Annotated in this window: 17 protein-coding genes; 13 read left to right on the top strand and 4 right to left on the bottom strand. The window is 73.5% G+C overall.

All coding sequences use genetic code 11. The annotated features are described in order from the left end of the window. The first annotated feature begins 140 nt into the window (after window positions 1-140). Both recD2 and IE271_RS08855 read left to right on the top strand, forming a co-directional pair. Window positions 141-2,405 carry an SF1B family DNA helicase RecD2 gene (recD2, locus tag IE271_RS08860; RefSeq protein WP_190189654.1) on the top strand — a complete coding sequence of 755 codons (2,265 nt, stop codon included), beginning with the start codon at window positions 141-143 and terminating at the stop codon, window positions 2,403-2,405. A gap of 208 nt (window positions 2,406-2,613) precedes the next feature. Then, a complete protein-coding gene (locus tag IE271_RS08855; RefSeq protein ID WP_190189653.1) occupies window positions 2,614-3,903 on the top strand; it encodes a citrate synthase in 1,290 nt (429 codons plus the stop codon). An 813-nt stretch (window positions 3,904-4,716) separates the two neighbouring features. On the opposite strand, the gene IE271_RS08850 is transcribed toward IE271_RS08855, so the two are convergent. Then, window positions 4,717-7,002 carry a heavy metal translocating P-type ATPase gene (locus IE271_RS08850; protein ID WP_190189652.1) on the bottom strand — a complete coding sequence of 762 codons (2,286 nt, stop codon included), beginning with the start codon at window positions 7,000-7,002 and terminating at the stop codon, window positions 4,717-4,719. A 91-nt stretch (window positions 7,003-7,093) separates the two neighbouring features. Beyond that, the gene (locus IE271_RS08845) at window positions 7,094-7,333 is read right to left on the bottom strand and encodes a heavy-metal-associated domain-containing protein (RefSeq protein ID WP_190189651.1); all 240 of its coding nucleotides are present in this window, start codon (window positions 7,331-7,333) and stop codon (window positions 7,094-7,096) included. A 329-nt stretch (window positions 7,334-7,662) separates the two neighbouring features. Here IE271_RS08845 and IE271_RS08840 point away from each other — a divergent pair, with 329 nt between their 5' ends. After that, window positions 7,663-8,706, top strand: a complete 1,044-nt coding sequence (locus IE271_RS08840) for a zinc-dependent alcohol dehydrogenase family protein (RefSeq protein ID WP_190189650.1) — start codon at window positions 7,663-7,665, stop codon at window positions 8,704-8,706. 193 nt (window positions 8,707-8,899) lie between these two features. On the opposite strand, the gene IE271_RS08835 is transcribed toward IE271_RS08840, so the two are convergent. Further along, window positions 8,900-9,100: a helix-turn-helix transcriptional regulator gene (locus IE271_RS08835; RefSeq protein WP_190189649.1), complete on the bottom strand. Its 201-nt coding sequence runs from the start codon at window positions 9,098-9,100 to the stop codon at window positions 8,900-8,902. 377 nt (window positions 9,101-9,477) lie between these two features. Here IE271_RS08835 and iolC point away from each other — a divergent pair, with 377 nt between their 5' ends. The 7 genes from iolC (at window position 9,478) to IE271_RS08800 (ending at window position 21,115) form a co-directional block, all read left to right on the top strand. Continuing rightward, window positions 9,478-10,458, top strand: a complete 981-nt coding sequence (iolC, locus tag IE271_RS08830; RefSeq protein ID WP_190189648.1) for a 5-dehydro-2-deoxygluconokinase — start codon at window positions 9,478-9,480, stop codon at window positions 10,456-10,458. Further along, window positions 10,455-11,462 (top strand): 5-deoxy-glucuronate isomerase, encoded by a 1,008-nt coding sequence (iolB, locus tag IE271_RS08825; RefSeq protein WP_190189647.1) that lies wholly within the window; start codon window positions 10,455-10,457, stop codon window positions 11,460-11,462. The genes iolC and iolB overlap by 4 nt, the downstream gene beginning before the upstream one ends. Beyond that, window positions 11,459-13,396 (top strand): 3D-(3,5/4)-trihydroxycyclohexane-1,2-dione acylhydrolase (decyclizing), encoded by a 1,938-nt coding sequence (gene iolD, locus IE271_RS08820; RefSeq protein WP_190189646.1) that lies wholly within the window; start codon window positions 11,459-11,461, stop codon window positions 13,394-13,396. Before iolB ends, iolD begins: the two co-directional genes overlap by 4 nt. 53 nt (window positions 13,397-13,449) lie before the next feature. Further along, window positions 13,450-14,952, top strand: a complete 1,503-nt coding sequence (gene mmsA / locus IE271_RS08815; protein ID WP_190189645.1) for a CoA-acylating methylmalonate-semialdehyde dehydrogenase — start codon at window positions 13,450-13,452, stop codon at window positions 14,950-14,952. 80 nt (window positions 14,953-15,032) lie between these two features. Next, on the top strand, window positions 15,033-17,999 hold the full coding sequence (locus IE271_RS08810; RefSeq protein ID WP_190189644.1) for an alpha/beta fold hydrolase: 2,967 nt from the start codon (window positions 15,033-15,035) through the stop codon (window positions 17,997-17,999). Next, window positions 17,996-18,859 (top strand): ABC transporter permease, encoded by an 864-nt coding sequence (locus IE271_RS08805; protein WP_190189643.1) that lies wholly within the window; start codon window positions 17,996-17,998, stop codon window positions 18,857-18,859. Before IE271_RS08810 ends, IE271_RS08805 begins: the two co-directional genes overlap by 4 nt. A gap of 336 nt (window positions 18,860-19,195) precedes the next feature. Next, the gene (locus tag IE271_RS08800) at window positions 19,196-21,115 is read left to right on the top strand and encodes an AMP-dependent synthetase/ligase (RefSeq protein ID WP_190189642.1); all 1,920 of its coding nucleotides are present in this window, start codon (window positions 19,196-19,198) and stop codon (window positions 21,113-21,115) included. Window positions 21,116-21,320: 205 nt separating this feature from the next. Here IE271_RS08800 and IE271_RS08795 read toward each other — a convergent pair whose 3' ends face one another. Then, window positions 21,321-21,716 carry a rodlin gene (locus IE271_RS08795; RefSeq protein WP_190189641.1) on the bottom strand — a complete coding sequence of 132 codons (396 nt, stop codon included), beginning with the start codon at window positions 21,714-21,716 and terminating at the stop codon, window positions 21,321-21,323. Between the two features lie 260 nt (window positions 21,717-21,976). Between IE271_RS08795 and IE271_RS08790 the strand changes: the two genes are divergently transcribed. The 3 genes from IE271_RS08790 (at window position 21,977) to IE271_RS43565 (ending at window position 24,022) form a co-directional block, all read left to right on the top strand. Beyond that, on the top strand, window positions 21,977-22,372 hold the full coding sequence (locus tag IE271_RS08790) for a rodlin (protein WP_190189640.1): 396 nt from the start codon (window positions 21,977-21,979) through the stop codon (window positions 22,370-22,372). 401 nt (window positions 22,373-22,773) lie between these two features. Further along, on the top strand, window positions 22,774-22,965 hold the full coding sequence (locus IE271_RS08785; RefSeq protein ID WP_268256181.1) for a chaplin: 192 nt from the start codon (window positions 22,774-22,776) through the stop codon (window positions 22,963-22,965). A gap of 100 nt (window positions 22,966-23,065) precedes the next feature. Further along, the gene (locus IE271_RS43565; protein ID WP_308435163.1) at window positions 23,066-24,022 is read left to right on the top strand and encodes a chaplin; all 957 of its coding nucleotides are present in this window, start codon (window positions 23,066-23,068) and stop codon (window positions 24,020-24,022) included. Window positions 24,023-24,302: the final 280 nt, after the last annotated feature.

Genomic DNA, 24,302 nt, shown 5'->3' with positions numbered 1-24,302 from the left:
CGGCCGTCCGGCGTCCGCCCGCCCGCTGCCCGCCTCCGTCCGTCCGCGGGAGGCACCCCGTCCACGGGGAGGCGCCGCTCCGTCCACGGGAAAGGCGGGGGCGCGCCCGCGATGTCGTACCCCGGCGGTAGCGTCGGATCATGTCCAATCAGGCGGGGAACCAGGCCGGGGTCCGTCACCTGGCGGTCCTGGAAGGCGTCCTGGAACGCATCACGTACGCCAACGAGGAGAACGGCTACACCGTCGCCCGGGTCGACACCGGCCGCGGCGCCGGCGACCTGCTCACGGTCGTGGGCTCGCTGCTCGGCGCCCAGGTCGGGGAGTCGCTGCGCATGGAGGGCCGTTGGGGCTCCCATCCCCAGTACGGCAAGCAGTTCACGGTCGAGAACTACACGACGGTGCTGCCCGCCACCATCCAGGGCATCCGCCGCTACCTGGGGTCCGGCCTGGTCAAGGGCATCGGCCCGGTCTTCGCCGACCGCATCACGCAGCACTTCGGGCTGGACACGCTGCAGATCATCGAGGAGGAGCCCAAGCGGCTGATCGAGGTCCCCGGCCTCGGCCCCAAGCGCACCAAGAAGATCGCCGACGCCTGGGAGGAGCAGAAGGCGATCAAGGAGGTCATGCTCTTCCTCCAGACCGTCGAGGTCTCCACCTCCATCGCCGTGCGCATCTACAAGAAGTACGGCGACGCCTCGATCTCGGTGGTCAAGAACCAGCCCTACCGCCTGGCGGCCGACGTCTGGGGCATCGGCTTCCTGACCGCCGACCGCATCGCGCAGTCGGTCGGCATCCCGCACGACAGCCCGGAGCGCGTCAAGGCCGGCCTGCAGTACGCGCTGTCGCAGTCCGCAGACCAGGGCCACTGCTACCTCCCCGAGGAGCAGCTGATCGCGGACGCGGTCAAGCTCCTCCAGGTGGACACGGGCCTGGTCATCGAGTGCCTGGCGGAGCTGGCCGAGCCGGCCGGCGACGAGGAGGAGCCCGGCGTCATCCGCGAGAAGGTCCCGGGACCCGACGGCGGGGACCCCGTCACCGCCGTCTACCTGGTCCCCTTCCACCGCGCCGAGCTGTCCCTCTCCGCCCAGCTGCTGCGGCTGCTGCGCACCGGCGAGGACCGCATGCCCGCCTTCCGGGACGTGGCCTGGGACAAGGCGCTCGGCTGGCTGCACGGGCGCACGGGCGCGGAGCTGGCCCCCGAGCAGGAGGCGGCGGTCCGCCTCGCCCTCACCGAGAAGGTCGCGGTGCTCACCGGCGGCCCCGGCTGCGGCAAGTCCTTCACGGTCCGCTCGATCGTGGAGCTGGCCCGCGCCAAGAGGGCCAAGGTCGTCCTGGCCGCCCCCACGGGCCGCGCGGCCAAGCGCCTGGCCGAGCTGACGGGCGCCGAGGCGTCCACGGTCCACCGCCTGCTGGAGCTGAAGCCGGGCGGGGACGCGGCCTACGACCGCGACCGCCCCCTGGACGCCGACCTGGTCGTCGTCGACGAGGCTTCCATGCTGGACCTCCTCCTGGCGAACAAGCTGGTCAAGGCGGTGCCCCCGGGCGGCCACCTGCTCTTCGTCGGGGACGTGGACCAGCTGCCCAGCGTCGGCGCGGGCGAGGTGCTGCGCGACCTGCTCGCCGACGGCAGCCCGATCCCGGCCGTCCGGCTCACCAAGGTCTTCCGGCAGGCCCAGCAGTCCGGCGTGGTCACCAACGCCCACCGCATCAACTCCGGGCACCACCCCGTGACCCAGGGCATGAAGGACTTCTTCCTCTTCGTCGAGGACGACACGGAGGAGGCGGGGCGGCTCACGGTGGACGTGGCGGCCCGCCGCATCCCCGCGAAGTTCGGCCTCGACCCGCGCCGCGACGTCCAGGTCCTGGCCCCCATGCACCGCGGCCCGGCCGGCGCGGGCACCCTGAACGGCCTGCTCCAGCAGGCGGTCACCCCCGGCCGTCCGGACGTCCCCGAGAAGCGTTTCGGCGGACGCGTCTTCCGGGTCGGCGACAAGGTCACCCAGATTCGCAACAATTACGAGAAGGGCGCGAACGGCGTCTTCAACGGCACCGTCGGCGTGGTGACCGCGCTCGACCCCGTCGAGCAGCGGCTGACGGTGCTCACGGACGAGGACGAGGAGGTTCCGTACGAGTTCGACGAGCTGGACGAGCTGGCGCACGCGTACGCCGTGACGATCCACCGCTCCCAGGGCAGCGAGTACCCGGCCGTGGTGATCCCCGTCACCACCGGGGCCTGGATGATGCTCCAGCGCAATCTGCTCTACACGGCGGTGACCCGCGCCAAGAAGCTCGTCGTCCTCGTCGGCTCGCGCAAGGCGATAGGACAGGCGGTGCGCACGGTCTCCGCGGGACGGCGCTGCACGGCCCTCGACTTCCGGCTCTCCCCCCGCGCCGCGGCCCCGTGAGCGAAATTTGATCGATCAAATGAGTCGCATGGGTCACAGAGCACTTCCCCGCACGGGGAGAAGGGGGCAGGATGAGCAGGTTGGCGGCACTGAGTGCCGCCAATGAGCCCAATGGGCGACCCCGAGTGCACTCTCCTGAGCCAAATGGGGGATGGTAGAGACAGTCAGGGCACCTCGAAGATGAGGCACTACGTCGGTGAGGGAAGACGTGAGCGACAACTCTGTAGTACTGCGGTACGGCGATGGCGAGTACACCTACCCGGTGATCGACAGCACCGTCGGCGACAAGGGCTTCGACATCGGGAAGCTCCGCGCCCAGACCGGTCTGGTGACGCTCGACAGCGGTTACGGGAACACCGCCGCCTATAAATCCGGTATCACCTACCTCGACGGCGAGCAGGGCATCCTCCGCTACCGCGGCTACCCGATCGAGCAGCTGGCCGAGCGCTCCACCTTCCTCGAGGTGGCGTACCTGCTCATCAACGGCGAACTGCCGACCGTCGACCAGCTCGCCACCTTCAAGAGCGAGATCACGCAGCACACGCTGCTGCACGAGGACGTCAAGAACTTCTACAAGGGCTTCCCGCGCGACGCCCACCCGATGGCGATGCTGTCCTCGGTGGTCAGCGCCCTGTCGACGTTCTACCAGGACAGCCACAATCCGTTCGACGAGAAGCAGCGTCACCTCTCGACGATCCGACTGCTCGCCAAGCTTCCGACGATCGCGGCGTACGCGTACAAGAAGTCGATCGGCCACCCGTTCGTCTACCCGCGCAACGACCTCGGCTACGTCGAGAACTTCCTGCGGATGACCTTCTCGGTCCCGGCCCAGGAGTACGAGCTGGACCCGGTCGTCGTCTCGGCGCTGGACAAGCTGCTGATCCTGCACGCGGACCACGAGCAGAACTGCTCCACCTCGACGGTCCGCCTGGTCGGCTCGTCGCAGGCGAACATGTTCGCGTCGATCTCCGCCGGCATCTCGGCCCTGTGGGGCCCGCTGCACGGCGGTGCCAACCAGTCCGTCCTGGAGATGCTGGAGGGCATCCAGGCGACCGGCGGCGACGTCGACACCTTCATCCGCAAGGTGAAGAACAAGGAAGACGGCGTGAAGCTCATGGGCTTCGGGCACCGCGTCTACAAGAACTTCGACCCCCGGGCGAAGATCATCAAGGCGGCGGCGCACGACGTCCTGTCGGCCCTCGGCAAGTCCGACGAGCTGCTCGACATCGCCCTGAAGCTCGAGGAGCACGCGCTGGCCGACGACTACTTCGTCGAGCGCAAGCTCTACCCGAACGTCGACTTCTACACCGGCCTGATCTACCGGGCCATGGGCTTCCCGACCGAGATGTTCACGGTCCTGTTCGCCCTCGGCCGCCTGCCGGGCTGGATCGCCCAGTGGCACGAGATGATCAAGGAGCCGGGCTCCCGCATCGGCCGCCCGCGCCAGATCTACACGGGTGTCGTCGAGCGCGACTTCGTCCCGGTCGAGGAGCGCTGAGCGCCTCTCCGGCGAGGAAGCGCGCACCGGGTCGGCCTCCACGGCCGGCCCGCACCGCACTCACCAGGGCGGCCCCGCCGATCACGGCGCGGGCCGCCTCGGCTTTCCCGGTACGGGGGGCACGGGGCGACCGGTTCGTACTCCGACTCCGTGCGGCGCCCCACCTGAACGGCAGCCGAGGGCTCGATACGGCGAGTGAGCCGAAGGGGCGCGCCTGCGTCGAGGCGGCACGCGCGGAGGCCCGACGAAGGAGCGTCGAGCACGGGGGCCGCCTCGACGCAGGCTGCAGCGCCCCGGAGGCGAACCGAGCCACGAAGAAGGCGGTAGGAAAGCGCCCCACCTACGGTCCCCCCACGGGCCGTCGGCGGGGCGCTTTCCCGTGTCCCGGTGCGGATTCCCCCCACGGGATCCGGCCGGGCGTCTGAAGGGGCAGCGCCTGAAAAGCTGCGGGCAAAACGAGCAGAACTCCGTGCGATCTGCCGGGACCCGTGCGGACGGGAGGGCCGCTCAAAGCTCCCCGCGTCACGTGTCCCGGCGACGCATAATCCCCGGGAACGTCCCCCAAGACGTCCCCAGATGTCAGGAACGCCCCCCAAGACGTCCCTGCCATCGTCTATTTAGACTCACGAACTCCCCGGATGGTTACGTCCGCATCGATGTGATCTACGTCTCTTGCATATGTCCTGAAGATACGCAAGAGCCCCGATTCCCCAACCGGGACTCAAGCGTAAGGATGGTGCGCGTGCTATGTGAAGACCTTATGTGAAGCCAGGCCCGGACTCCAGGGGAAATCATGCCTTCGGCCCGGACGGATCAGGAGAATCGGCGTAGCCGGAGGCTGTTGGTCACCACGAAGACCGAGGAGAAGGCCATCGCGGCGCCCGCGATCATCGGGTTCAGGAGACCGGCTGCGGCGAGCGGCAGCGCGGCCACGTTGTAGCCGAAGGCCCACACGAGGTTGCCCTTGATCGTGGAGAGGGTCCTCCGGGAGAGCCGGATGGCGTCCGCCGCCACCCTCAGGTCCCCGCGCACCAGCGTCAGGTCGCCGGCCTCGATCGCCGCGTCCGTGCCCGTGCCCATCGCCAGGCCGAGGTCGGCGGTGGCGAGCGCGGCCGCGTCGTTCACGCCGTCGCCGACCATGGCGACGGTCCGGCCCTCGGCCCGCAGCCGTTCGACCACGGCGACCTTGTCCTCGGGCAGCACCTCGGCGATCACCTCGTCGATGCCGACGGCGCGGGCCACGGACTCGGCGACGGTGCGGTTGTCCCCGGTCAGCAGGACGGGGGCGAGACCGAGCGCGCGCAGCGAGCGGACGGCCTCGGCGCTGGTCCCCTTGACCGCGTCGGCGACGGCCAGCACGCCGCGGGCGGCGCCGTCTTGGGCCACGACGACGGCCGTGCGGCCCTCGCGCTCGGCGTCCTCCAGGGCGCGGGCCAGTCCGGCCGGCAGCGGGCCGGGCAGCAGCCGGGCGCGGCCGACGAGCACCTCGTGCCCCTCCACCGTGCCGCGCACACCGAGGCCCGCGACGTTCTCGAAGCGCTCCACCGGGGGCAGGGCCCCCACGCGCTCCCCGGCGCCCTCGGCGATCGCGCGGGCGACCGGGTGCTCGGAGGCGTGCTCCAGGGCGCCCGCGAGCCGCAGCAGCTCCTCCTCGTCGGTGCCGTCGGCGGCGTACACCTCCTGGAGGGTCATGCGGCCGGTGGTGACGGTGCCGGTCTTGTCGAGCACGACGGTGTCGACGCGGCGCGTGGACTCCAGGACCTCGGGGCCCTTGATGAGGATGCCGAGCTGGGCGCCGCGGCCGGTGCCGACCATCAGCGCGGTCGGGGTGGCCAGGCCCAGCGCGCACGGGCAGGCGATGATCAGTACGGCGACGGCCGCGGTGAAGGCGGCGGCCGTGTCGCCGGTGACGCCGAGCCAGGCGCCGAACGTGCCGAGCGCGATCAGCAGGACGACGGGGACGAAGACGGCGGAGACGCGGTCGGCCAGGCGCTGCACCTCGGCCTTGCCGTTCTGCGCGTCCTCGACGAGCCGGGCCATGCGGGCGAGCTGGGTGTCGGCGCCGACGCGGGTGGCCTCCACGACGAGCCGGCCGCCGGCGTTCACGGTCGCGCCGGTCACGGCGCTGCCCGTGGTGACGTCCACGGGGACGGACTCGCCGGTCAGCATGGAGGCGTCGACCGCGGAGGCGCCCTCGACGACGATGCCGTCGGTGGCGATCTTCTCACCGGGCCGTACGACGAAGCGGTCGCCCACGGCAAGGCGCGCGACGGGTATGCGGACCTCCCGGCCGTCGCGCAGGACGGCGACGTCCCTGGCGCCGAGTTCGAGCAGGGCGTGCAGGGCGGCGCCCGCGCGGCGCTTGGAGCGGGCCTCCAGATAGCGGCCCAGCAGGATGAAGGCGACGACGCCCGAGGCGACTTCGAGGTAGATCGACGACGCGGCGTCGGCGCGGGAGGCGGTGAACGTGAACCCGTCCTGCATGCCCGCCATCCCGGCGGTGCCGAAGAACAGCGCCCACAGCGACCAGCCGAAGGCGGCCAGCGTGCCGACCGAGACGAGGGTGTCCATGGTGGCGGCGCCGTGCCGGGCGTTGGTGAACGCGGCCCGGTGGAAGGGCAGCCCGCCCCAGACGACCACGGGCGCGGCGAGCGTGAGGCACAGCCACTGCCAGTTGTCGAACTGCAGCGCCGGGACCATGGAGAGGAGGATCACCGGGACGGCGAGCAGGGCGGAGACGGTGAGGCGCTGGCGCAGCGAGGCGAGCTCGGGGTCGTCGCGGCCGGCCGCGACGGAGGCTCCGTCCGCACCCCCTTCGCTCTCCTTCGGGGCGGGCGGCGGCGGGGGTTCCTCGGCCGTGTAGCCGGTCCTCACCACCGTCGCGATCAGGTCGGGGACGGCGACCGGGGCGGCGTACGAGATCTTCGCCTTCTCCGTCGCGTAGTTCACCGTGGCGGTGACGCCCTCCATGCGGTTGAGTTTCTTCTCGACGCGGGCCGCGCAGGACGCGCAGGTCATGCCGCCGATGGTCAGCTCGACCTCGGAGCGGGGCGCACCGTCCGCGGACGACGGCGCGGAGGGTGCTGCGGTGCTGGTCATGTCCGGACTCCAGACGACGGACCGGACCGTGCGGAGCCAGTATCAGCTGGTCGGCGCGGTCCGGTGCGGGACGTGTGTGCGGTGGCCCTGCTCAGGCCCGGCCGGCGTACTCGAAGCCCGCCTCGTCCACCGCGGCGCGGACCGCGGCCTCGTCGAGCGGGGCCTCGGAGACGACGGTGACCTCGCCGCTGGAGGCGACGGCCTTCACGGACGTCACGCCGGCGATCTCGGAGATCTCGCCGGAGACGGCGCCCTCGCAGTGTCCGCAGCTCATGCCGTTCACCCGGTAGACGGTGGTGACGGTGCCGGAGGTGTCGGGCTGGGCGGTCATGTCGTTGCTCCTCGTCGGGCGGGTGGTGCGGATCGCGGGCGCGCGGGCCCGCGCGGCGGTTGCGGGCCGTGGGGGCCCCGGGGACTCCCGGGTTCCCCCTCGCCCTGTTCCACACTATACCCCTAGGGGGTATCAATCCAAGGAAGGTGACGGCGCGGCGCGCCGGGGCGCGGCGGGGGAGGGGACCGGTCTGCGGGCCCCGGCGGAGGCGGGGCCGCGGTGCGCGGATACGGTGCCCGGAGCGGCGTGCCGGGAGCCGGCGCGCCGCCCCGGGGAGCCGTACCGGCCCCCGAGGACGCGGACGGCGGAGCGACGGGGCGAAGAGACGCATGCGGGCAGTGGTGTTCGAGCGGTACGGCGAGCCGGCCGAGGTGCGGGAGGTGCCGGACCCTGCGCCCGCGCCGCACGGCGTGGTGGTGCGGGTCGAGGCCACCGGGCTGTGCCGCAGCGACTGGCACGGCTGGATGGGGCACGACCCCGACGTCACGCTGCCGCACGTGCCGGGGCACGAGCTGGCCGGCGTCGTCGAGGCGGCGGGCGCCCGGGTGACGCGCTGGCGGCCGGGCGACCGGGTCACCGTGCCGTTCGTCTGTGCCTGCGGGAGCTGCGCCGCCTGTGCGGCGGGCGACCACCAGGTGTGCGAGCGGCAGACGCAGCCCGGGTTCACGCACTGGGGGTCCTTCGCCGAGTACGTGGCCCTGGACCACGCCGACGTGAACCTGGTCGGGCTGGCGGAGGGGACGTCCTTCACGACGGCGGCCTCGCTCGGCTGCCGCTTCGCCACGGCGTTCCGCGCGGTGGTCGCGCAGGGCCGGGCGGCGGCGGGCGAGTGGGTGGCCGTGCACGGGTGCGGCGGCGTGGGCCTGTCGGCGGTGATGATCGCGGCGGCCTCGGGCGCGCGGGTCGTGGCGGTGGACCTGTCACCGCGCGCGCTGGAGCTGGCCCGGGGGTTCGGTGCCGCCGCGTGCGTCGACGCGTCGGCCGTCGAGGACACCGCGGCCGCGGTCCGCGAGCTGACCGGCGGCGGCGCCCACCTCTCCCTGGACGCGCTCGGCTCCCCGGCCACCTGTGCGGCCTCGGTCGGCAGCCTGCGCCGCCGCGGCCGGCACGTGCAGGTGGGCCTGCTGCCGTCGCCGGACGGCACCACCCCCGTACCGATGTCCCGGGTGATCGCGCTCGAACTCGAACTGCTCGGCAGCCACGGCATGCCGGCGCACGCCTACCCGCGGATGCTGGAACTGGTCGGCGCCGGAGTGCTGCGCCCCGAACTGCTGGTGACGTCCACGGTCCCGCTGGCCGCGGTGGCGCGGGCGCTGGCGGAGATGGGCACGGCCCCGGGCGCCGGGGTGACGGTCGCCGAGCCCTGGAGCTGACGACGGCCGCCGGGTCCCGGGGCCGGCGGGACGGCTCCGCCAGGGACGGGAGGCGGTGGGGCCGGGTACGGAACGTGCCCCGCCGGGGACCGGGGCGGGGCACGTAGGGGGTCGGGGCGTTCCGGAGGGCCGGTCGGTCGGGCCCGCTGCGATCCGGTCCGCTCCGGCCCGGTCGGGTTCGGTCCGGTCCGTTCTAATCCGTTCTGCGGCCTCTGTTGCCGGGCCGCGAGGCGACCCACGTGCGGACGGTGTCGGCGTACCAGTAGGGCTTGCCGCCCTCCACGTGGTCCGGCGGGGGCAGCAGTCCGTGTTTGCGGTAGGACCGGACTGTGTCGGGCCGTACGCGGATGTGCGCCGCGATCTCCTTGTACGACCAGAGTCTGCGGTCGGTCATCAGTAGCTCCTCCCTGCGCGCGCACATCGGTGGCGGCCGGGGGTGGCCGTCGGGGGAACCGGATGCCGCGCCGGTGATCAGCACCTGCGACCGGTGAACGACCGTGCGGGGAGGGGGACAGGGGCTGTCGAGGGCGTGTGACGTGCAACCCGCGTAAGCGTGACGAGTGTTACGGAGCCGTGGTGTTCGTGACACGGGCGATGCATCACGCCTCACTGGCGCACCACGGGCCCCAACCGGCGCGACGCGCCCGGGGATTGCGCCGGGCGGTGGAGGCGCCGACTGGGGTTTTTCGTAGTCCGAATGTCCGGACAAAACGTTGACACGGCTCCCCGGGCGAGGCTAATCCTGGGGGCAGCCGATGCGAAAGGAACGCGATGGGCGAACCCCGGGAGTCCACCGAGTCCACCGCCCACGACCTGGTCACCATGGGCCGGATCGGTGTGGACCTCTATCCGCTGCAGACCGGTGTCCCGCTGGACGAGGTGACGTCGTTCGGGAAGTTCCTCGGGGGCTCCGCCTCCAACGTCGCGGTCGCCGCGGCCCGGCTGGGGCGGAGAACGGCCGTGATCACCCGCACCGGGGACGACCCCTTCGGGAGATACCTGCACCGGGAGCTGCGGAACCTCGGGGTCGACGACCGCTGGGTCACGCCCGTGCCCGGACTGCCCACTCCGGTCACGTTCTGCGAGGTGTTCCCGCCGGACGACTTCCCGCTCTACTTCTACCGGCGACCCAAGGCGCCCGACCTGGAGATCGACGCGCACGACCTCGACCTGGACGCCGTCCGGGCCGCCCGGGTCTTCTGGGTGACCGGCACGGGGCTGAGCGAGGAACCCAGCCGCACGGCGACCGTCGCGGCGCTCGCCCACCGCGCCGAGGCGGGCGCGACCGTCTTCGACCTCGACTGGCGTCCCGTGTTCTGGCGCGACCCGGACGCGGCCCGCCCCTTCTACGCCGAGGCGCTGCGCCACGCCACGGTCGCCGTCGGCAACGTGGACGAGGTCGAGGTCGCCACGGGGGAGCGGGAGCCGTACGCGGCCGCCCGCGCGCTGCTCGCCGCGGGCGTCGGGCTCGCCGTGGTCAAACAGGGACCGAAGGGCGTCCTCGCGCTGAGCGCGGACGGCGGGCGGGCCGAGGTGGAGCCGCTGCCGGTGACGGTCCTCAACGGCCTCGGCGCCGGGGACGCGTTCGGCGGCGCCCTCTGCCACGGCCTGCTGGCCGGGTGGGACCTGGAGCGGACGATGCGGTACGCCAACGCCGCGGGCGCCGTCGTCGCCTCCCGCCTGGAGTGCTCCTCCGCGATGCCGACGCCCGACGAGGTCGAACGGGCCCTGGCGGAGGGGGCGGTCCGATGAGCGCGCCCCGCCCGAAGGGCGCACCCGACGCCTCCGGCGTACCCGGCGCACCCGATGCCTCCAGTACGCCTGGCACGCCCGACGTCTCCGATACACCCGGTACGCCCGGCGCCTCCGGTACGCCGGGCCGCCGCGACCTGCACCTCCCCGCCGGGGCCACCGCCACCGCCGCGTACGCCCTGGACATCGGGCCCGAGCGGGCCGGCTGGGCCTTCAGCGGCCTGCGCGTCGTGGAACTGGGCCCGGGGGAGGCGCACGTCTTCGGCACCGCCGACAGCGAGTGGATCGTGCTGCCGCTCGCCGGCGGCTGCACCGTGCGCGTCACCGACACCGCGGCACACGCCCCGGCGGACGTCACCGCGGCGGCCGGGGGCACGGCCACCGCCGCGGGCGTCACCACGTTCGACCTCTCGGGCCGCAAGGGCGTCTTCGACGGAGTCAGCGACTTCGCGTACGTCCCGCGTGACGCCCGGGTGCAGATCGCCTCCGGCGCGGGAGGCCGCTTCGCCCTGGCAGGAGCGAAGTGCGAGCGCCGACTCCCCGCCCGCTACGGCCCCGCGCCGGAGGTTCCCGTCGAGGACCGCGGCAGCGGCCGCTGCACCCGGAAGGTGCGCAACTTCGCCGCCGCCGACGCCTTCGACTGCGACCGCCTCATCGCCGTGGAGGTGGTCACCCCCGGCGGCAACTGGTCCTCGTACCCGCCGCACAAGCACGACGAGCACCGGCCGGGGGAGGAGAGCGAGCTGGAGGAGATCTACTACTTCGAGATCGAGGGTCCGAACGGTCTCGGGTACCAGCGCGTGTTCCCCTCGCGCGAGGGCGGCAGCGACGTCCTCGCCGAGGTCCGCACCGGCGACGCCGTCCTCGTCCCCGACGGATGGCACGGCCCGTCCGTCGCCCAGCCCGGCCACGCGATGTACTACCTGAACGTGATGGCAGGACCGGGCGGGGACCGGGAGTGGCGGATCCGTTTCCACCCCGAGCACACGGAGGGCTACCGATGACAGAGCCGAGGACGGACCGGCCGGCGGAGCCGGCCGCGGGCCGGTCCGCGCGGCCGGCGACCGTCAGGCTGACGGTCGCTCAGGCGCTGGTGCGGTTCCTGGCCGCGCAGTACACCGAGCGCGACGGCGCGCGGCGCCGGCTGATCGACGCCACCTGGGGCATCTTCGGGCACGGCAACGTCGCCGGGATCGGCCAGGCGCTCGTGGAGTACGCGGCGGAGATGCCGTACCACCAGGGGCGCAACGAGCAGGCCATGGTGCACGCGGCCGTCGGCTACGCCCGCCAGAGCGACCGCCTGTCCACGCACGCCGTGACGACCTCCATCGGGCCCGGCGCCACCAACCTCGTCACGGGCGCCGCGCTCGCCACGATCAACCACCTGCCGGTCCTGCTGCTGCCCGGCGACACCTTCGCCGCCCGCCCCGCCGACCCGGTCCTGCAGCAATTGGAGGTCCCTTACGCCGGGGACGTGTCCGTCAACGACTGCCTGCGGCCGGTCTCCCGCTACTTCGACCGCGTCACCCGCCCCGAGGCGCTGGTCCCGGCCGCGCTGCAGGCGATGCGCGTGCTCACCGACCCGGTCGAGACCGGCGCCGTCACGCTCGCGCTGCCGCAGGACGTCCAGGCGGAGGCGTACGACTGGCCGGCGGAGTTCTTCGCCGAGCGCGTGTGGTGCGTGCGCCGGCCGGTCGCCGACCCGGAGGAGCTGGCCGCCGCCGTGCGGACCGTGCGCGCGGCCCGCCGCCCCCTCGTCGTCGCGGGCGGCGGCGTGCACCACAGCGGCGCGGAGGAGGCGCTCAGGGAGTTCGCCGAGGCCACCGGCTTCCCCGTCGCCTCCACCCAGGCCGGCAAGGGCTCGCTGCGCTTCGACCATCCGCAGGACGTCGGCGGCGTCGGGCACACCGGCACCGCCACCGCCGACGAACTCGCCCGCACCGCCGACCTGGTGATCGGCGTCGGCACCCGGTACACCGACTTCACCACCGCCTCCCACACCCTCTTCGCGGGCGACGGCGTGCGCTTCGTGAACCTCAACATCGCCGCCTTCGACGGCCACAAGCTGTCCGGGCAGCCGCTCGTCGCGGACGCCCGCGCCGGCCTGGAGGCGCTCACCGAGGCGCTCGTCCTGCACGGCCACCGTGCCGACCCCGCCTACGTCGCCGAGTACACCGAGGACAAGGAGCGCTGGGAGTACCGCGTCGACGCCGCCCTCGAGGCCGAGGACGCCGACCTGCGCCCCACCCAGCCGCAGGTCCTCGGCGCGCTGGACCGGCTCGTCACCGAGGACGACATCATCGTCAACGCGGCCGGCTCCCTCCCCGGCGACCTGCACGGACTGTGGCGGACCCGGTCCCGCGACCAGTACCACGTCGAGTACGGCTACTCGTGCATGGGCTACGAGATCCCGGCCGCGATCGGCGTGAGCCTCGCCGCGCCGGGACGTCCCGTGTGGGCGCTGGTCGGCGACGGGACGTACCTGATGATGCCGACGGAGATCGTCACCGCCGTGCAGGAGGGCGTCCCGGTCAAGGTGGTGATCCTGCAGAACCACGGCTACGCCTCGATCGGCGGCCTGTCGGAGTCGGTGGGCGCCGAGCGGTTCGGCACCGCCTACCGCCACCGCGACGGGGACGGCGGCTTCACGGGCGCGCCGCTCCCCGTCGACCTCGCGGCGAACGCCGCCAGCCTCGGCCTGCGCGTGCTGCGTGCGAGGACGGTGCGCGAGCTGTCCGCGGCGCTCGCCGAGGCGCGCGCCGCGACCACTCCCACATGTGTCTACGTGGAGACCGAAACGGCAGACACAGTGTCGGGCGCGCCCCCGGCCCAGGCCTGGTGGGATGTACCCGTGGCCGAGACCGCCGGCCGGCCGGCCGCGGTCAAGGCCCGCGAGGTGTACGACCGGCAGGTCGCGGCGCGCCGCCGCCACCTGTGAGGTCCGGCGCGCCGCCGCCGTCCGTGAAGCCGTCCGCGAAGGAGCGAGGAGCCATGACGAAGACCGTCCAGCACTGGATCGGGGGAAGGGCCGTCGAGGGCACGTCGGGCGCGTACGGGCCGGTGACGGACCCGGCGACCGGCGCGGTGGCCCGGCGGGTCGCCTTCGCGACGGCCGGCGAGGTGGACGCGGCGGTCGCCGCCGCGAAGGAGGCGTACGCCGCCTGGGGGCAGTCCTCGCTCGCGCAGCGCACGTCGATCCTGTTCAGGTTCCGGGCGCTGCTCGACGAGCACCGGGACGAGCTGGCCCGGCTGATCACCGCCGAGCACGGCAAGGTGCACTCCGACGCGCTCGGCGAGGTCGCGCGCGGCCTGGAGATCGTCGACCTGGCCTGCGGGATCGCCGTGCAGCTGAAGGGCGAGCTGTCCACGCAGGCCGCGAGCCGCGTGGACGTGGCATCGATCCGGCAGCCGCTGGGCGTCGTCGCGGGCATCACTCCGTTCAACTTCCCGGCCATGGTGCCGATGTGGATGTTCCCGGTCGCCATCGCCTGCGGCAACACCTTCGTGCTCAAGCCGAGCGAGAAGGACCCGTCGGCGTCCGTGCTCCTCGCCGGACTGCTGGCCGAGGCGGGGCTGCCGGACGGCGTGTTCAACGTCGTGCACGGCGACAAGGCCGCCGTCGACCGGCTCCTGACCCACCCGGACGTCGCGGCCGTCTCCTTCGTGGGCTCCACCCCCGTCGCCCGGTACGTCCACGCCACCGCCTCCGCGCACGGCAAGCGCGTCCAGGCGCTCGGCGGCGCCAAGAACCACATGCTGGTGCTGCCGGACGCCGACCTGGACGCGGCCGCCGACGCCGCCGTCTCCGCCGCGTACGGCTCGGCGGGCGAGCGCTGCATGGCCGTCTCGGCCGTCGTCGCCGTCGGCTCCACCGGCGACGCGCTGGTGGAGCGGATCCGCGAGCGCGCCGAGAAGATCAAGATCGGCCCGGGCGACGACCCGTCCTCCGAGATGGGCCCGCTGATCACGAAGGCCCACCGCGACAAGGTGGCGTCCTACGTGGCGGGCGCGGCGGCGGAGGGCGCCGAGGTCGTCCTCGACGGCACCGGATTCACGGTCGAGGGCTACGAGGACGGCCACTGGATCGGCCTGTCGCTGCTCGACAAGGTGCCCACCACGGCGAAGGCGTACCAGGACGAGATCTTCGGCCCGGTGCTGTGCGTGCTGCGCGTGGAGACGTACGAGGAGGGCGTGGCCCTCATCAACGCCTCGCCGTTCGGCAACGGCACCGCGATCTTCACCCGCGACGGCGGCGCGGCCCGCCGCTTCCAGCTGGAGGTGGAGGCCGGCATGGTCGGCGTCAACGTGCCGATCCCGGTCCCGGTGGGCTACCACTCCTTCGGCGGCTGGAAGGACTCGCTCTTCGGCGACCACCACATCTACGGCAACGACGGCACGCGCTTCTACACGCGCGGGAAGGTCGTCACCACCCGCTGGCCGGACCCGTCCGAGGCCCCGGCAGGCGTCGACCTGGGCTTCCCGCGCAACCACTGAACGGGACCGGCGCCGCCGGGCGGGAGTCCGAACCGCGGACCCCCGCCCGGCCCGTGCGCGGCGGCCCGTACCGTTGGCGCATGGATCTTCGACTGCCCCGACCGCCGCGGCCCCGGCCGCGGGGACCGCGCCGGTGGCTCGCCGCCGCGGCCGCCGTCGCCGTGCTCGCCGGCGCCGGCACGTGGACGGCCGTGAGCGCCGCCGCCGACGAGCCGCCGGAGGTTCACCGCGCCGACAGGGTCGCGGACATGGGCGGCGGCGTGCGGATCGACACCTCGTACTTCACCGCGGGCTCAGGACGCCGCCCCGCCGTGCTGCTCGCCCACGGCTTCGGCGACACCAAGGCATCCGTGCGCGCCCAGGCGGAGGACCTCGCCCGCGACGGGTACGCGGTGCTGACGTGGTCCGCGCGCGGCTTCGGACGGTCCACCGGGAAGATCGGGCTCAACGACCCGAAGGGCGAGGTCGCCGACGTCTCCAAGCTGATCGACTGGCTGGCACAGCGGCCGGAGGTGCGGCTCGACGGCGACGGCGACCCGCGCGTGGGCGTCACCGGCGCCTCGTACGGCGGCGCGGTCTCCCTGCTCGCGGCCGGGTACGACGAGCGCGTGGACGCGATCGCCCCGTCCATCACCTACTGGAACCTCGCGGACGCCCTGTTCCCGAACGGGGTGTTCAAGAAGCTGTGGGCGAGCCTGTTCATCAACTCCGGCGGCGGCTGCGAGCGGTTCGAGGCCGAGCTGTGCCGGATGTACGAGCGGGTGGCCGAGTCCGGCACGCCGGACGCCGGGGCGGCGAAGCTGCTCGACGAGCGCTCCCCGTCCGCCGTCGGCGACCGGATCGGGGTGCCGACGCTCATCACGCAGGGCCAGTCCGACTCCCTCTTCCCGCTCGGCCAGGCCGACGCGATCGCGAAGGCGGTCCGGGCCAACGGCGCGCCCGTGAAGGTCGACTGGATCTCCGGCGGCCACGACGGCGGCGACATGGAGGCCGCCCGCGTGTACGCCCGCGTGGACGCCTGGTTCGACCGCTACCTCAAGGGCGACGAGAGCGCCGACACCGGCCCCGCCTTCCGCGTCAGCCGCACCGGGGGCGTGGACTCCACCGACGGGGAGTCCACGCTGCGCGGCGCGAGCGCCGACGCCTACCCGGGCCTGTCGAACGACACCCGCACGATCGGACTCGCGGGCCGCGAGCAGCGCTTCGACAACCCCGCGGGCGCCGGGCCGCCCAGCCTGTCCTCCCTGCCCGGCCTGGGCAGCGCCGGCGGCCTCGGGCGGCTGTCCTCGCTCGGGGTGGGCGTGTCCCTGGACTTCCCCGGCCAGTTCGCGAAGTTCGACTCCGCGCCGCTGTCCGAGGACCTGCGCGTCACCGGCTCGCCCACCGCGACCGTCCACGTGAAGTCCACGGGCGGCGACGCGGTGCTCTTCGCCAAGGTCTACGACGTCGGCGCGGACGGCACGAGCCAGGTGCTGCCGTCCCAGCTGGTCACCCCGGTACGGGTGGAGGGCGAGCGGGACGTGCGCCTCACGCTCCCCGCGATCGACCACGAGGTGCGCAAGGGGCACCGGCTGCGCCTGGTGCTGTCCTCGACCGACCTCGCGTACGCGTCGCCGGCGGCCCCGGCCACGTACACCGTGTCCCTGAAGGGCGACGGCCTCACGGTGCCGACCGTGCCCGCCCTGGCGGCGCCCGCCACGTCGCTGCCGTCCTGGGTGTGGTGGCTGCCGGGGGCCGCCGCGGTCCTCGCGCTGGTCCTGCTGCTGACGGGCCGCCGCCGCACGGCGGCCGCGCCGGCCGACCCCGCCCTGGCCGACGTCCCGCTCGTGATCAGCGGACTGAGCAAGCGGTACGCGAAGTCGACGGACCGGTACGCGGTGCGCGACCTGTCCTTCCGCGTCGAGCGCGGCCAGGTCCTGGGCCTGCTCGGCCCGAACGGCGCGGGCAAGACCACCACCCTGCGCATGCTGATGGGCCTGATCGAGCCCGACGGCGGCGAGATCCACGTCTTCGGGCGGCCGGTGCGGCCCGGCGCGCCGGTGCTGTCCCGGGTCGGGGCGTTCGTGGAGGGCGCGGGCTTCCTGCCGCACCTGTCGGGCCGCGAGAACCTGGAGCTGTACTGGCGGGCGACCGGCCGCCCCGCCGAGGACGCGCACCTGGACGAGGCGCTTCGGATCGCCGGCCTCGGCGACGCCCTGGCCCGCGCGGTCCGCACCTACTCCCAGGGCATGCGCCAGCGCCTCGCCATCGCCCAGGCCATGCTCGGCCTGCCCGACCTGCTGATCCTGGACGAGCCGACCAACGGCCTCGACCCGCCGCAGATCCGCGAGATGCGCGAGGTGATGATCCGGTACGCGGCGGCGGGCCGCACGGTCATCGTCTCCAGCCACCTCCTCGCGGAGGTCGAGCAGTCCTGCACCCACCTGGTCGTCATGGACCGGGGGCGGCTCGTGCGGACGGGTCCCGTGCGGGAGATCGTCGGCGCGGGCGACACGCTGCTGGTCGGCCTCGCCGAGGAGGTCCCGGACGCGCTCGTGGAGAAGGTCGCGGCCCTGCCGGGCGTGGCCTCGGCGGTGCGCGCGGAGGGCGGCCTGCTGGTGCGGCTCGAAGCGAAGGGGCCGGGGAAGGGAGCGGAGGCGGAGGGCGGCACCACCGTCCCGGCGGCCGCTCCCGGCGCCCCCGCGGACGGCGCCCCCGTCCCGGACGGCGCCCCGGCCCCAGATGGTGCCCTTGCCCCGGACGGTGGCTCCGCCGAGCACGGTGGCTCTGCCCCGGACGGTGGCTCCGCCGAGCACGGTGGCTCTGCCGCGGACGGTGGCTCCACCGAGGACGGCGGCTCTGCCCCGGACGGTGGCTCCACCGAGGACGGTGGCTCCACCGAGGACGGTGGCTCCACCGAGGACGGTGGCTCCACCGAGGACGGCGGCTCCGCCGCGGCCGCGCGGCTGCTCGTGGAGCTCGTCCGGCTGGAGGTGCCGGTGGCCTCGCTCGGCCCGCACCGGCGCCTGGAGGACGCGTTCCTGACCCTGATCGGAGGCACCCCGTGACCGCATCGGCCGCACCCACCGAGGTGGCCCACGGCTACCGGCCGGGGCGCACCCTCCCGCTGCGCGTGGAACTGGCGCGGCAGCTGAAGCGGCGCCGCACGCTGCTGATGTTCGGCGTGCTGGCCGCGCTGCCGTTCGTCCTGGTGGTGGCGTTCGCGATCGGCGACGAGCCGGGCTCGCGCGGCGACCGGATCAACCTGATGGACACCGCCACCGCCTCGGGCGCCAACTTCGCCGCGACGGCCCTGTTCGTCTCGGCCGGCTTCCTGCTGGTGATCCCCGTGGCGCTGTTCTGCGGGGACACGGTGGCCTCCGAGGCGAGCTGGGCGTCGCTGCGCTACCTGCTCGCCGCGCCCGTGCCGCGGGTCCGCCTGCTGTGGTCGAAGCTGGTCGTCGCGCTCGGCCTGAGCCTGGCCGCCATGCTGCTGCTGCCGCTGGTCGCGCTGGCGGTGGGCACGGCGGCGTACGGCTGGGGGCCGCTGCAGATCCCGACGGGCGGCGCGCTGGCCACCGGCACGGCCGTCCAGCGGCTGCTCGTCGTGGTCGCGTACCTCTTCGTGTCGAACCTGGTCACCGCCGGGCTGGCGTTCTGGCTGTCCACGCGGACCGACGCCCCGCTGGGCGCGGTGGGCGGCGCGGTCGGCCTGACCATCGTCGGCAACGTGCTGGACGCGGTGACCGCCCTCGGCGACTGGCGCCGCTTCCTGCCCGCGCACTGGCAGTTCGCCTGGGCCGACACCGTCCAGCAGACCCCGGAGTGGAACGGCATGATCCAGGGCGCCTCGGTCTCCGTGGCGTACGCCGTGGTCCTGTTCGCCCTGGCCTTCCGCGGCTTCGCCCGCAAGGACGTGGTGAGCTGAGCGCCGTCGCGGCGGGCCGCCCCGGCCGGTCCGCCGCCCCGGCCTGAGGCCCGGCCGGCTCGCCGCGACGGCCGCGGCACGGGCGGCCCGTCGCGACGGCGGCGGCTCCCCGCCCGATGGGGGTTCCCCGTTGGCGGCCGGGCGGGCGACGTCCGCGACGCACCCGCGCATCCGGCCGCGCGGCACCCTCCCCGTACGGACGCCTTCCTCGTGCGGGTCGCGGGCGGATCCTGGCGCTCCCGGCCCGTTGATTTTTATTGACCCACGGGTAAGTTGACTCCGGAGTAAGGAAGCGCCACCCCTCCGCCCGCACGCCAGTCGCGACCGGGAGCCGTCATGGGCGTACGCACAGATCTGAAACGGGCACGGCGACGTGCCGACCTCGTGTCCCGCGGCGAGGTCGAGCTGATCAGGGACGGCGGCGGCGCGGTGCGCGAGGTGCGCACCGCGCCGCTGGTCCCGGCGCCCGCCACCGGCAGCATCGCCGACCTGCCCTTCACCAACGCCGCCGAGGCGCCCGGCGCCGTCGTGCTGCGCCGCGCGGAGGGGGCCGCCTGGCGCCCGGTGACCGCCGCCGCCTTCGCCGCCGAGGTCACCGCGGTCGCCAAGGGACTGGTGGCCGAGGGCGTCCGGCCGGGCGACCGGGTCGCGGTGATGTCCCGCACCCGCTACGAGTGGACGCTGCTGGACTTCGCGATCTGGGCGGCCGGCGGCGTGCCGGTCCCGGTCTACGCCACCTCCTCGCCCGAGCAGATCGAGTGGATCGTCCGCGACTCCGGCGCCCGCGTCGTCGTGGCGGAGACCGCCGAGAACGCGAAGGCGGTCGCCGCGGGCACGGCCGCCCACCCCGCACCCCCGCGCGTCCACGTCCTGGACGCGGGCGCGGTCACCGAACTCACCGCGGCGGGCCGCGACATCGCCGACGAGGAGATCACCGGACGGCGCGCCGGACTCACCCCCGGCACCGTCGCGACCCTGTGCTACACCTCGGGCACCACAGGCCGGCCCAAGGGCTGCGTCCTCACCCACGCCAACCTGCACGCCGAGGCCGCCAACACCGTCGAGCTGCTGCACCCCGTCTTCAAGGCGGCCACCGGCCGGACGGCGTCGACGCTGCTGTTCCTGCCGCTCGCCCACATCCTCGGCCGCACCCTCCAGATCGCCTGCCTGACGGCGCGCATCGAGCTGGGCCACTTCCCGAGCATCAAGCCGGACGAACTGCGGCCCGCGCTGCGCGCGTTCCGCCCCACCTTCCTGGTCGGCGTCCCGTACCTCTTCGAGAAGATCCACGACACCGGCCGGGCCACCGCCGAGAGGATCGGGCGCGCCGCCTCCTTCGACCGCGCGCACCGCGTCGGCGTCCGCTTCGGCGAGGCGTACCTGAACGGGTTCCTCGGCCGGGGCAAGGGGCCGGGACCGGGTCTGTACGCCGCGACCGCCCTGTACGACCTGCTGGTCTACCGGCGCATCCGCAAGGAGCTGGGCGGCCGCATGCGCTACGCGATCAGCGGCGGCTCTCCGCTCGACCGCGAGCTCACCCTCTTCTTCCAGGCGGCCGGCATCGCCGTCCACGAGGGCTACGGGCTGACCGAGACCACCGCCGCCGCGACCGTCGTGCCGCCGCTGGCGCCCCGGCCCGGCACGGTGGGCCTGCCGGTGCCCGGCACCGCGGTCCGCATCGCCGACGACGGGGAGGTGCTCGTCAAGGGCGGCGTGGTCTTCGGCGCGTACTGGAACGACCCGGAGGCCACCGCCGCCGCCCTGTCCGACGGCTGGTTCGCCACCGGCGACCTCGGCGCCCTGGACGAGGACGGCTACCTCACCATCACCGGCCGCAAGAAGGACATCCTCGTCACCACCGGCGGCAAGAACGTCTCGCCCGCCGTCCTGGAGGACCGGCTGCGCAGCCGGGCCCCGGTCGGCCAGTGCATGGTGGTCGGCGACAACCGCCCCTTCGTCGGCGCCCTGATCACCCTGGACCCCGAGGCCGTCGCCCACTGGCTGGCCGTACGGAGGATGCCCGCCGGCACCCCGCTGTCGGAGCTGGTGCGCGACCCGCGGATGGTCGAGGACGTGCAGCGGGCCGTCGACCACGCCAACGAGGCCGTCTCCCGGGCCGAGTCCATCCGCGCCTTCCGCCTGGTCGAGGGCGAGTTCACCGAGGACAACGGCCTGCTCACCCCGTCCCTGAAGGTCAAGCGGCAGGCGGTGGCGGAGGCGTACGCGGACGAGATCGAGGCGCTGTACGGGGGCTGAGGCGGCAGCCGCTGCGGGTGCCGCTGTCGCTGCCGCAGCCACGGTGGTGCTGGTGCTGGTGCTGGTGCTGGTGCTGGTGCCGGACCGGTGTTGACGTCGGTGCCGGTGCCGGTGCCGGGCGCTCGGCCGGCCCGTCCGGCCCGGCGGCCCGGCACACGACAGCGGGCCGCCGGAATCCGGCGGCCCGCTGCGTCGCTCGTCGGGATCAGTCCTCGGCGGCGTGCGACAGGATCGACACGTCCTCCAGCAGGTGCGCCAGGGCACCGTCGCGCTTGGACTGCGTGGAGTTCTCGGTGCACTGCTGGTTCAGGTCGTCCGACAGGATCGGGAGGTCCTGCACCGCGACGGCGATGACCTGGACGGCGGCGTTGATGTCCTCGAGGCCGATGCAGGGCTTGTTGAAGGAGCCCTGGATGAGCGCCATCTGCGGGCTCATGTTGCCGTACGTGGCCGAGTTCCCGTAGCTCTGCCAGGCGCCGTTGCCGCTGGCCGCGACCGGGCCGCTGTCGTCACTGATCGCCAGCGCCTGCGGAGCCATGGCGGCGGAGGCACCGATGGCGGAGGCGGCGATCGCCGCCGTGGCAACAACCTTCTTGAACACTGGCCAGTCCTTTCCTAGAAAAACCCCGTCGACCGGAGTGCACTGGTCAACTGGGCGCGCGCGATGTGGTTTCTCTTATTCACCCGGTCGGCTCATCCGTAAATTGACGCCGGGGGGTGAACGGCGGTTCGCCGAATCGGACGGGTCCGGGTTCTCCCGTGGGTGCCTGCGGCCAACCGGGTGAACACCCGCAACCAATCCTGATGTGCCCGGTTGATGAGGCCGTAGGACATGCGTCGCTACGACGAAAGGAACACGAAGTGCTCAAGAAGGCCATGGTCGCCGCGGCGGCCGCCGCTTCTGTCATCGGTATGTCGGTGGCGGCTGCCCCCCAGGCGCTTGCCATCGGTGACGACTCCGGGCCGACCGCGGCCAGCGGCAACGGCGCCTCGTCCTCGTACGGCAACTCGGGGACCGCGGGCGACATGAGCCCGCAGCTTTCTCTGGTCGAGGGGACGCTGAACAAGCCGTGCGTCGCCCTGGAGGACATCAACGTCGTCGTCCAGATCATCGCCGTCGCGGTGCAGGACGTCCCGATCCTGTCGGACGACCTGGCCCAGCAGTGCGACGACAACTCCACGCAGGCCAAGCGCGACGGTGCCGCGTCGCACATCCTGGAGGACGTCTCGGCCCTGTCGGCGGCCATCGAGGACTGAGTCCTCGCCGGAGCAGTCCGGGCGGCCCGCGCCGACGAGGTGTGCGGTCCGCCCGGGCTTCCCCGTAACGGCGGCCGGCTCCCGGAGCCGGCGCCGTGGAACCGTGGCGCCGCCGCGCGTCCGTCCGTGTCCTCGCGGGAAGAAAGCGGCGGCGACGTGCTTCTTGCGATTCCTGGGAAGTGCCGCCACTTCCGCGCCCTGCATTCGGGTGAATTCCGCTGTGGTGCACGTTCCGTAGTTTCTTCTTTTGTCTGTTCCTCGTTAATAGTCCGCAGGGTCATGGCGCGAGCATGTTCAAGTTGTGTTCGTCCGGCCTTTCGGCCGTCAATAGGGGCATGACCGCAATGAAAGGGAAGCACGTGATGCACAAGAAGACTGCCGCCGTGTTCGCCGGTGTCGTGATGGCTCTGGGCATGGCCGCTCCGGCCTTCGCCGACGCCGGTGCCGAGGGTGCCGCCGTGGGCTCGCCGGGCGTCCTCTCCGGCAACACCGTCCAGGTTCCGGTTCACGTCCCGGTCAACGTCTGTGGCAACACCATCGACGTCATCGGCCTGCTGAACCCGGCGTTCGGCAACGCCTGCGCCAACGACTGACGCAGCGCACGGCAGTACAGCTGTGACACGCCGGCCTTGGACCCCGTTCCCGGTTCCAGGGCCGGCTTTACCTCCCCTACAAGAAGAAAAGACTACGAGAGTGCGACAGACCCTGAGCAGGGGAATGGTCGCGGCCGCCGCCGCGACGAGCATCTTCTCCCTCTACGGCCCCGGCGCCCAGGCGTTCGCCGACTCGAACGCCGACGGGGTCGCCGCCGACTCCCCCGGCGTGCTGTCGGGCAACAACGTCCAGGTCCCGCTGGACGTGCCGGTGAACGCGTGCGGCAACACGGCGAACGTCGTCGCCGCCCTGAACCCGGCCTTCGGTAACGCCTGTGCCAACGTCTCCGACAAGCACGACGACAAGCACGAGGGCGGCCATCACGGTGCGTCCGGCGGACACGGCGGATCGGGGTACGGCGACTCCGGGCACGGTGACTCCGGACGCGGCGACTCCGGGCGCGACGGCGCCGGACACGACGGCGGGTACGGCCAGGAGGACGCGGCGCACCACGGCGACTCCGGTCACGACGGCCACAGCGGTCACACCGGTCACGGGGGTGGCGGACACGGCTCGGACGGCGCCTCGGCGTCGGGCGTCGCACAGGGCTCGCCCGGTGTCGGCTCCGGCAACAACGGGCAGGTCCCCGTGGACGTGCCGGTCAACGCGTGCGGCAACAGCGTCGACGTGATCGGCCTGCTGAACCCGGTCTTCGGCAACGACTGCGAGAACGTCCCGGAGGGCTACGGGGACACCCCCGAGGAGCCCCCGCACACCCCGCCGGCCGAGGAGCCCGAGCACGAGGGACCCGAGCCCGAGGAGCCCGAGCAGGTGGAGCCCGAGTACGAGGAGTCCGGCCGCGACGAGCCGGAGCGCGAGGAGCCCCGGCCCGGCACGTCCGTCGAGGGCCGGTCGGTCGTCGCCCCGCAGGGCGAGTCCGCGCACCTCGCGCACACCGGCAGCGGGGAGATGCTCGCGCTCTCCGGCGCGGGTGCCGGCCTGCTGCTCGGCGGAGCGATGCTGTACCGCAGGGGACGGGCCGCCGCCGGCCGGTGACCCTTCGGGTGCCGGACGGCCGACCGCGTCCGGCTCTCTCGCGGCACTCTCGTGGCAGACCGCCACGGCGCCGTCCGGACGTCCGGCGGGCGGTGCGGGCGACGCGAGCGGTGTACGAGATCGGGGCCGGGACGGTGCGCAGCGGTGGGCTGTGCCGTCCCGGCCCTTCGCGTCGCCCTCCGGACGGCCGTCGGCCCGGCCGCTGCGTCCGGAGCGTCCGGCGTACCGCGAACGGCCGACCGGGCGGCCGGCCGTGTGCACGGCCGGCCGCTCCCGCCGC

The sequence above is a fragment of the Streptomyces minutiscleroticus genome (assembly GCF_014650875.1).
GTDB lineage: Bacteria > Actinomycetota > Actinomycetes > Streptomycetales > Streptomycetaceae > Streptomyces > Streptomyces minutiscleroticus.
Note: the sequence above shows the minus strand (reverse complement) of the source record. Positions and strands in the feature narration are given on the sequence as shown.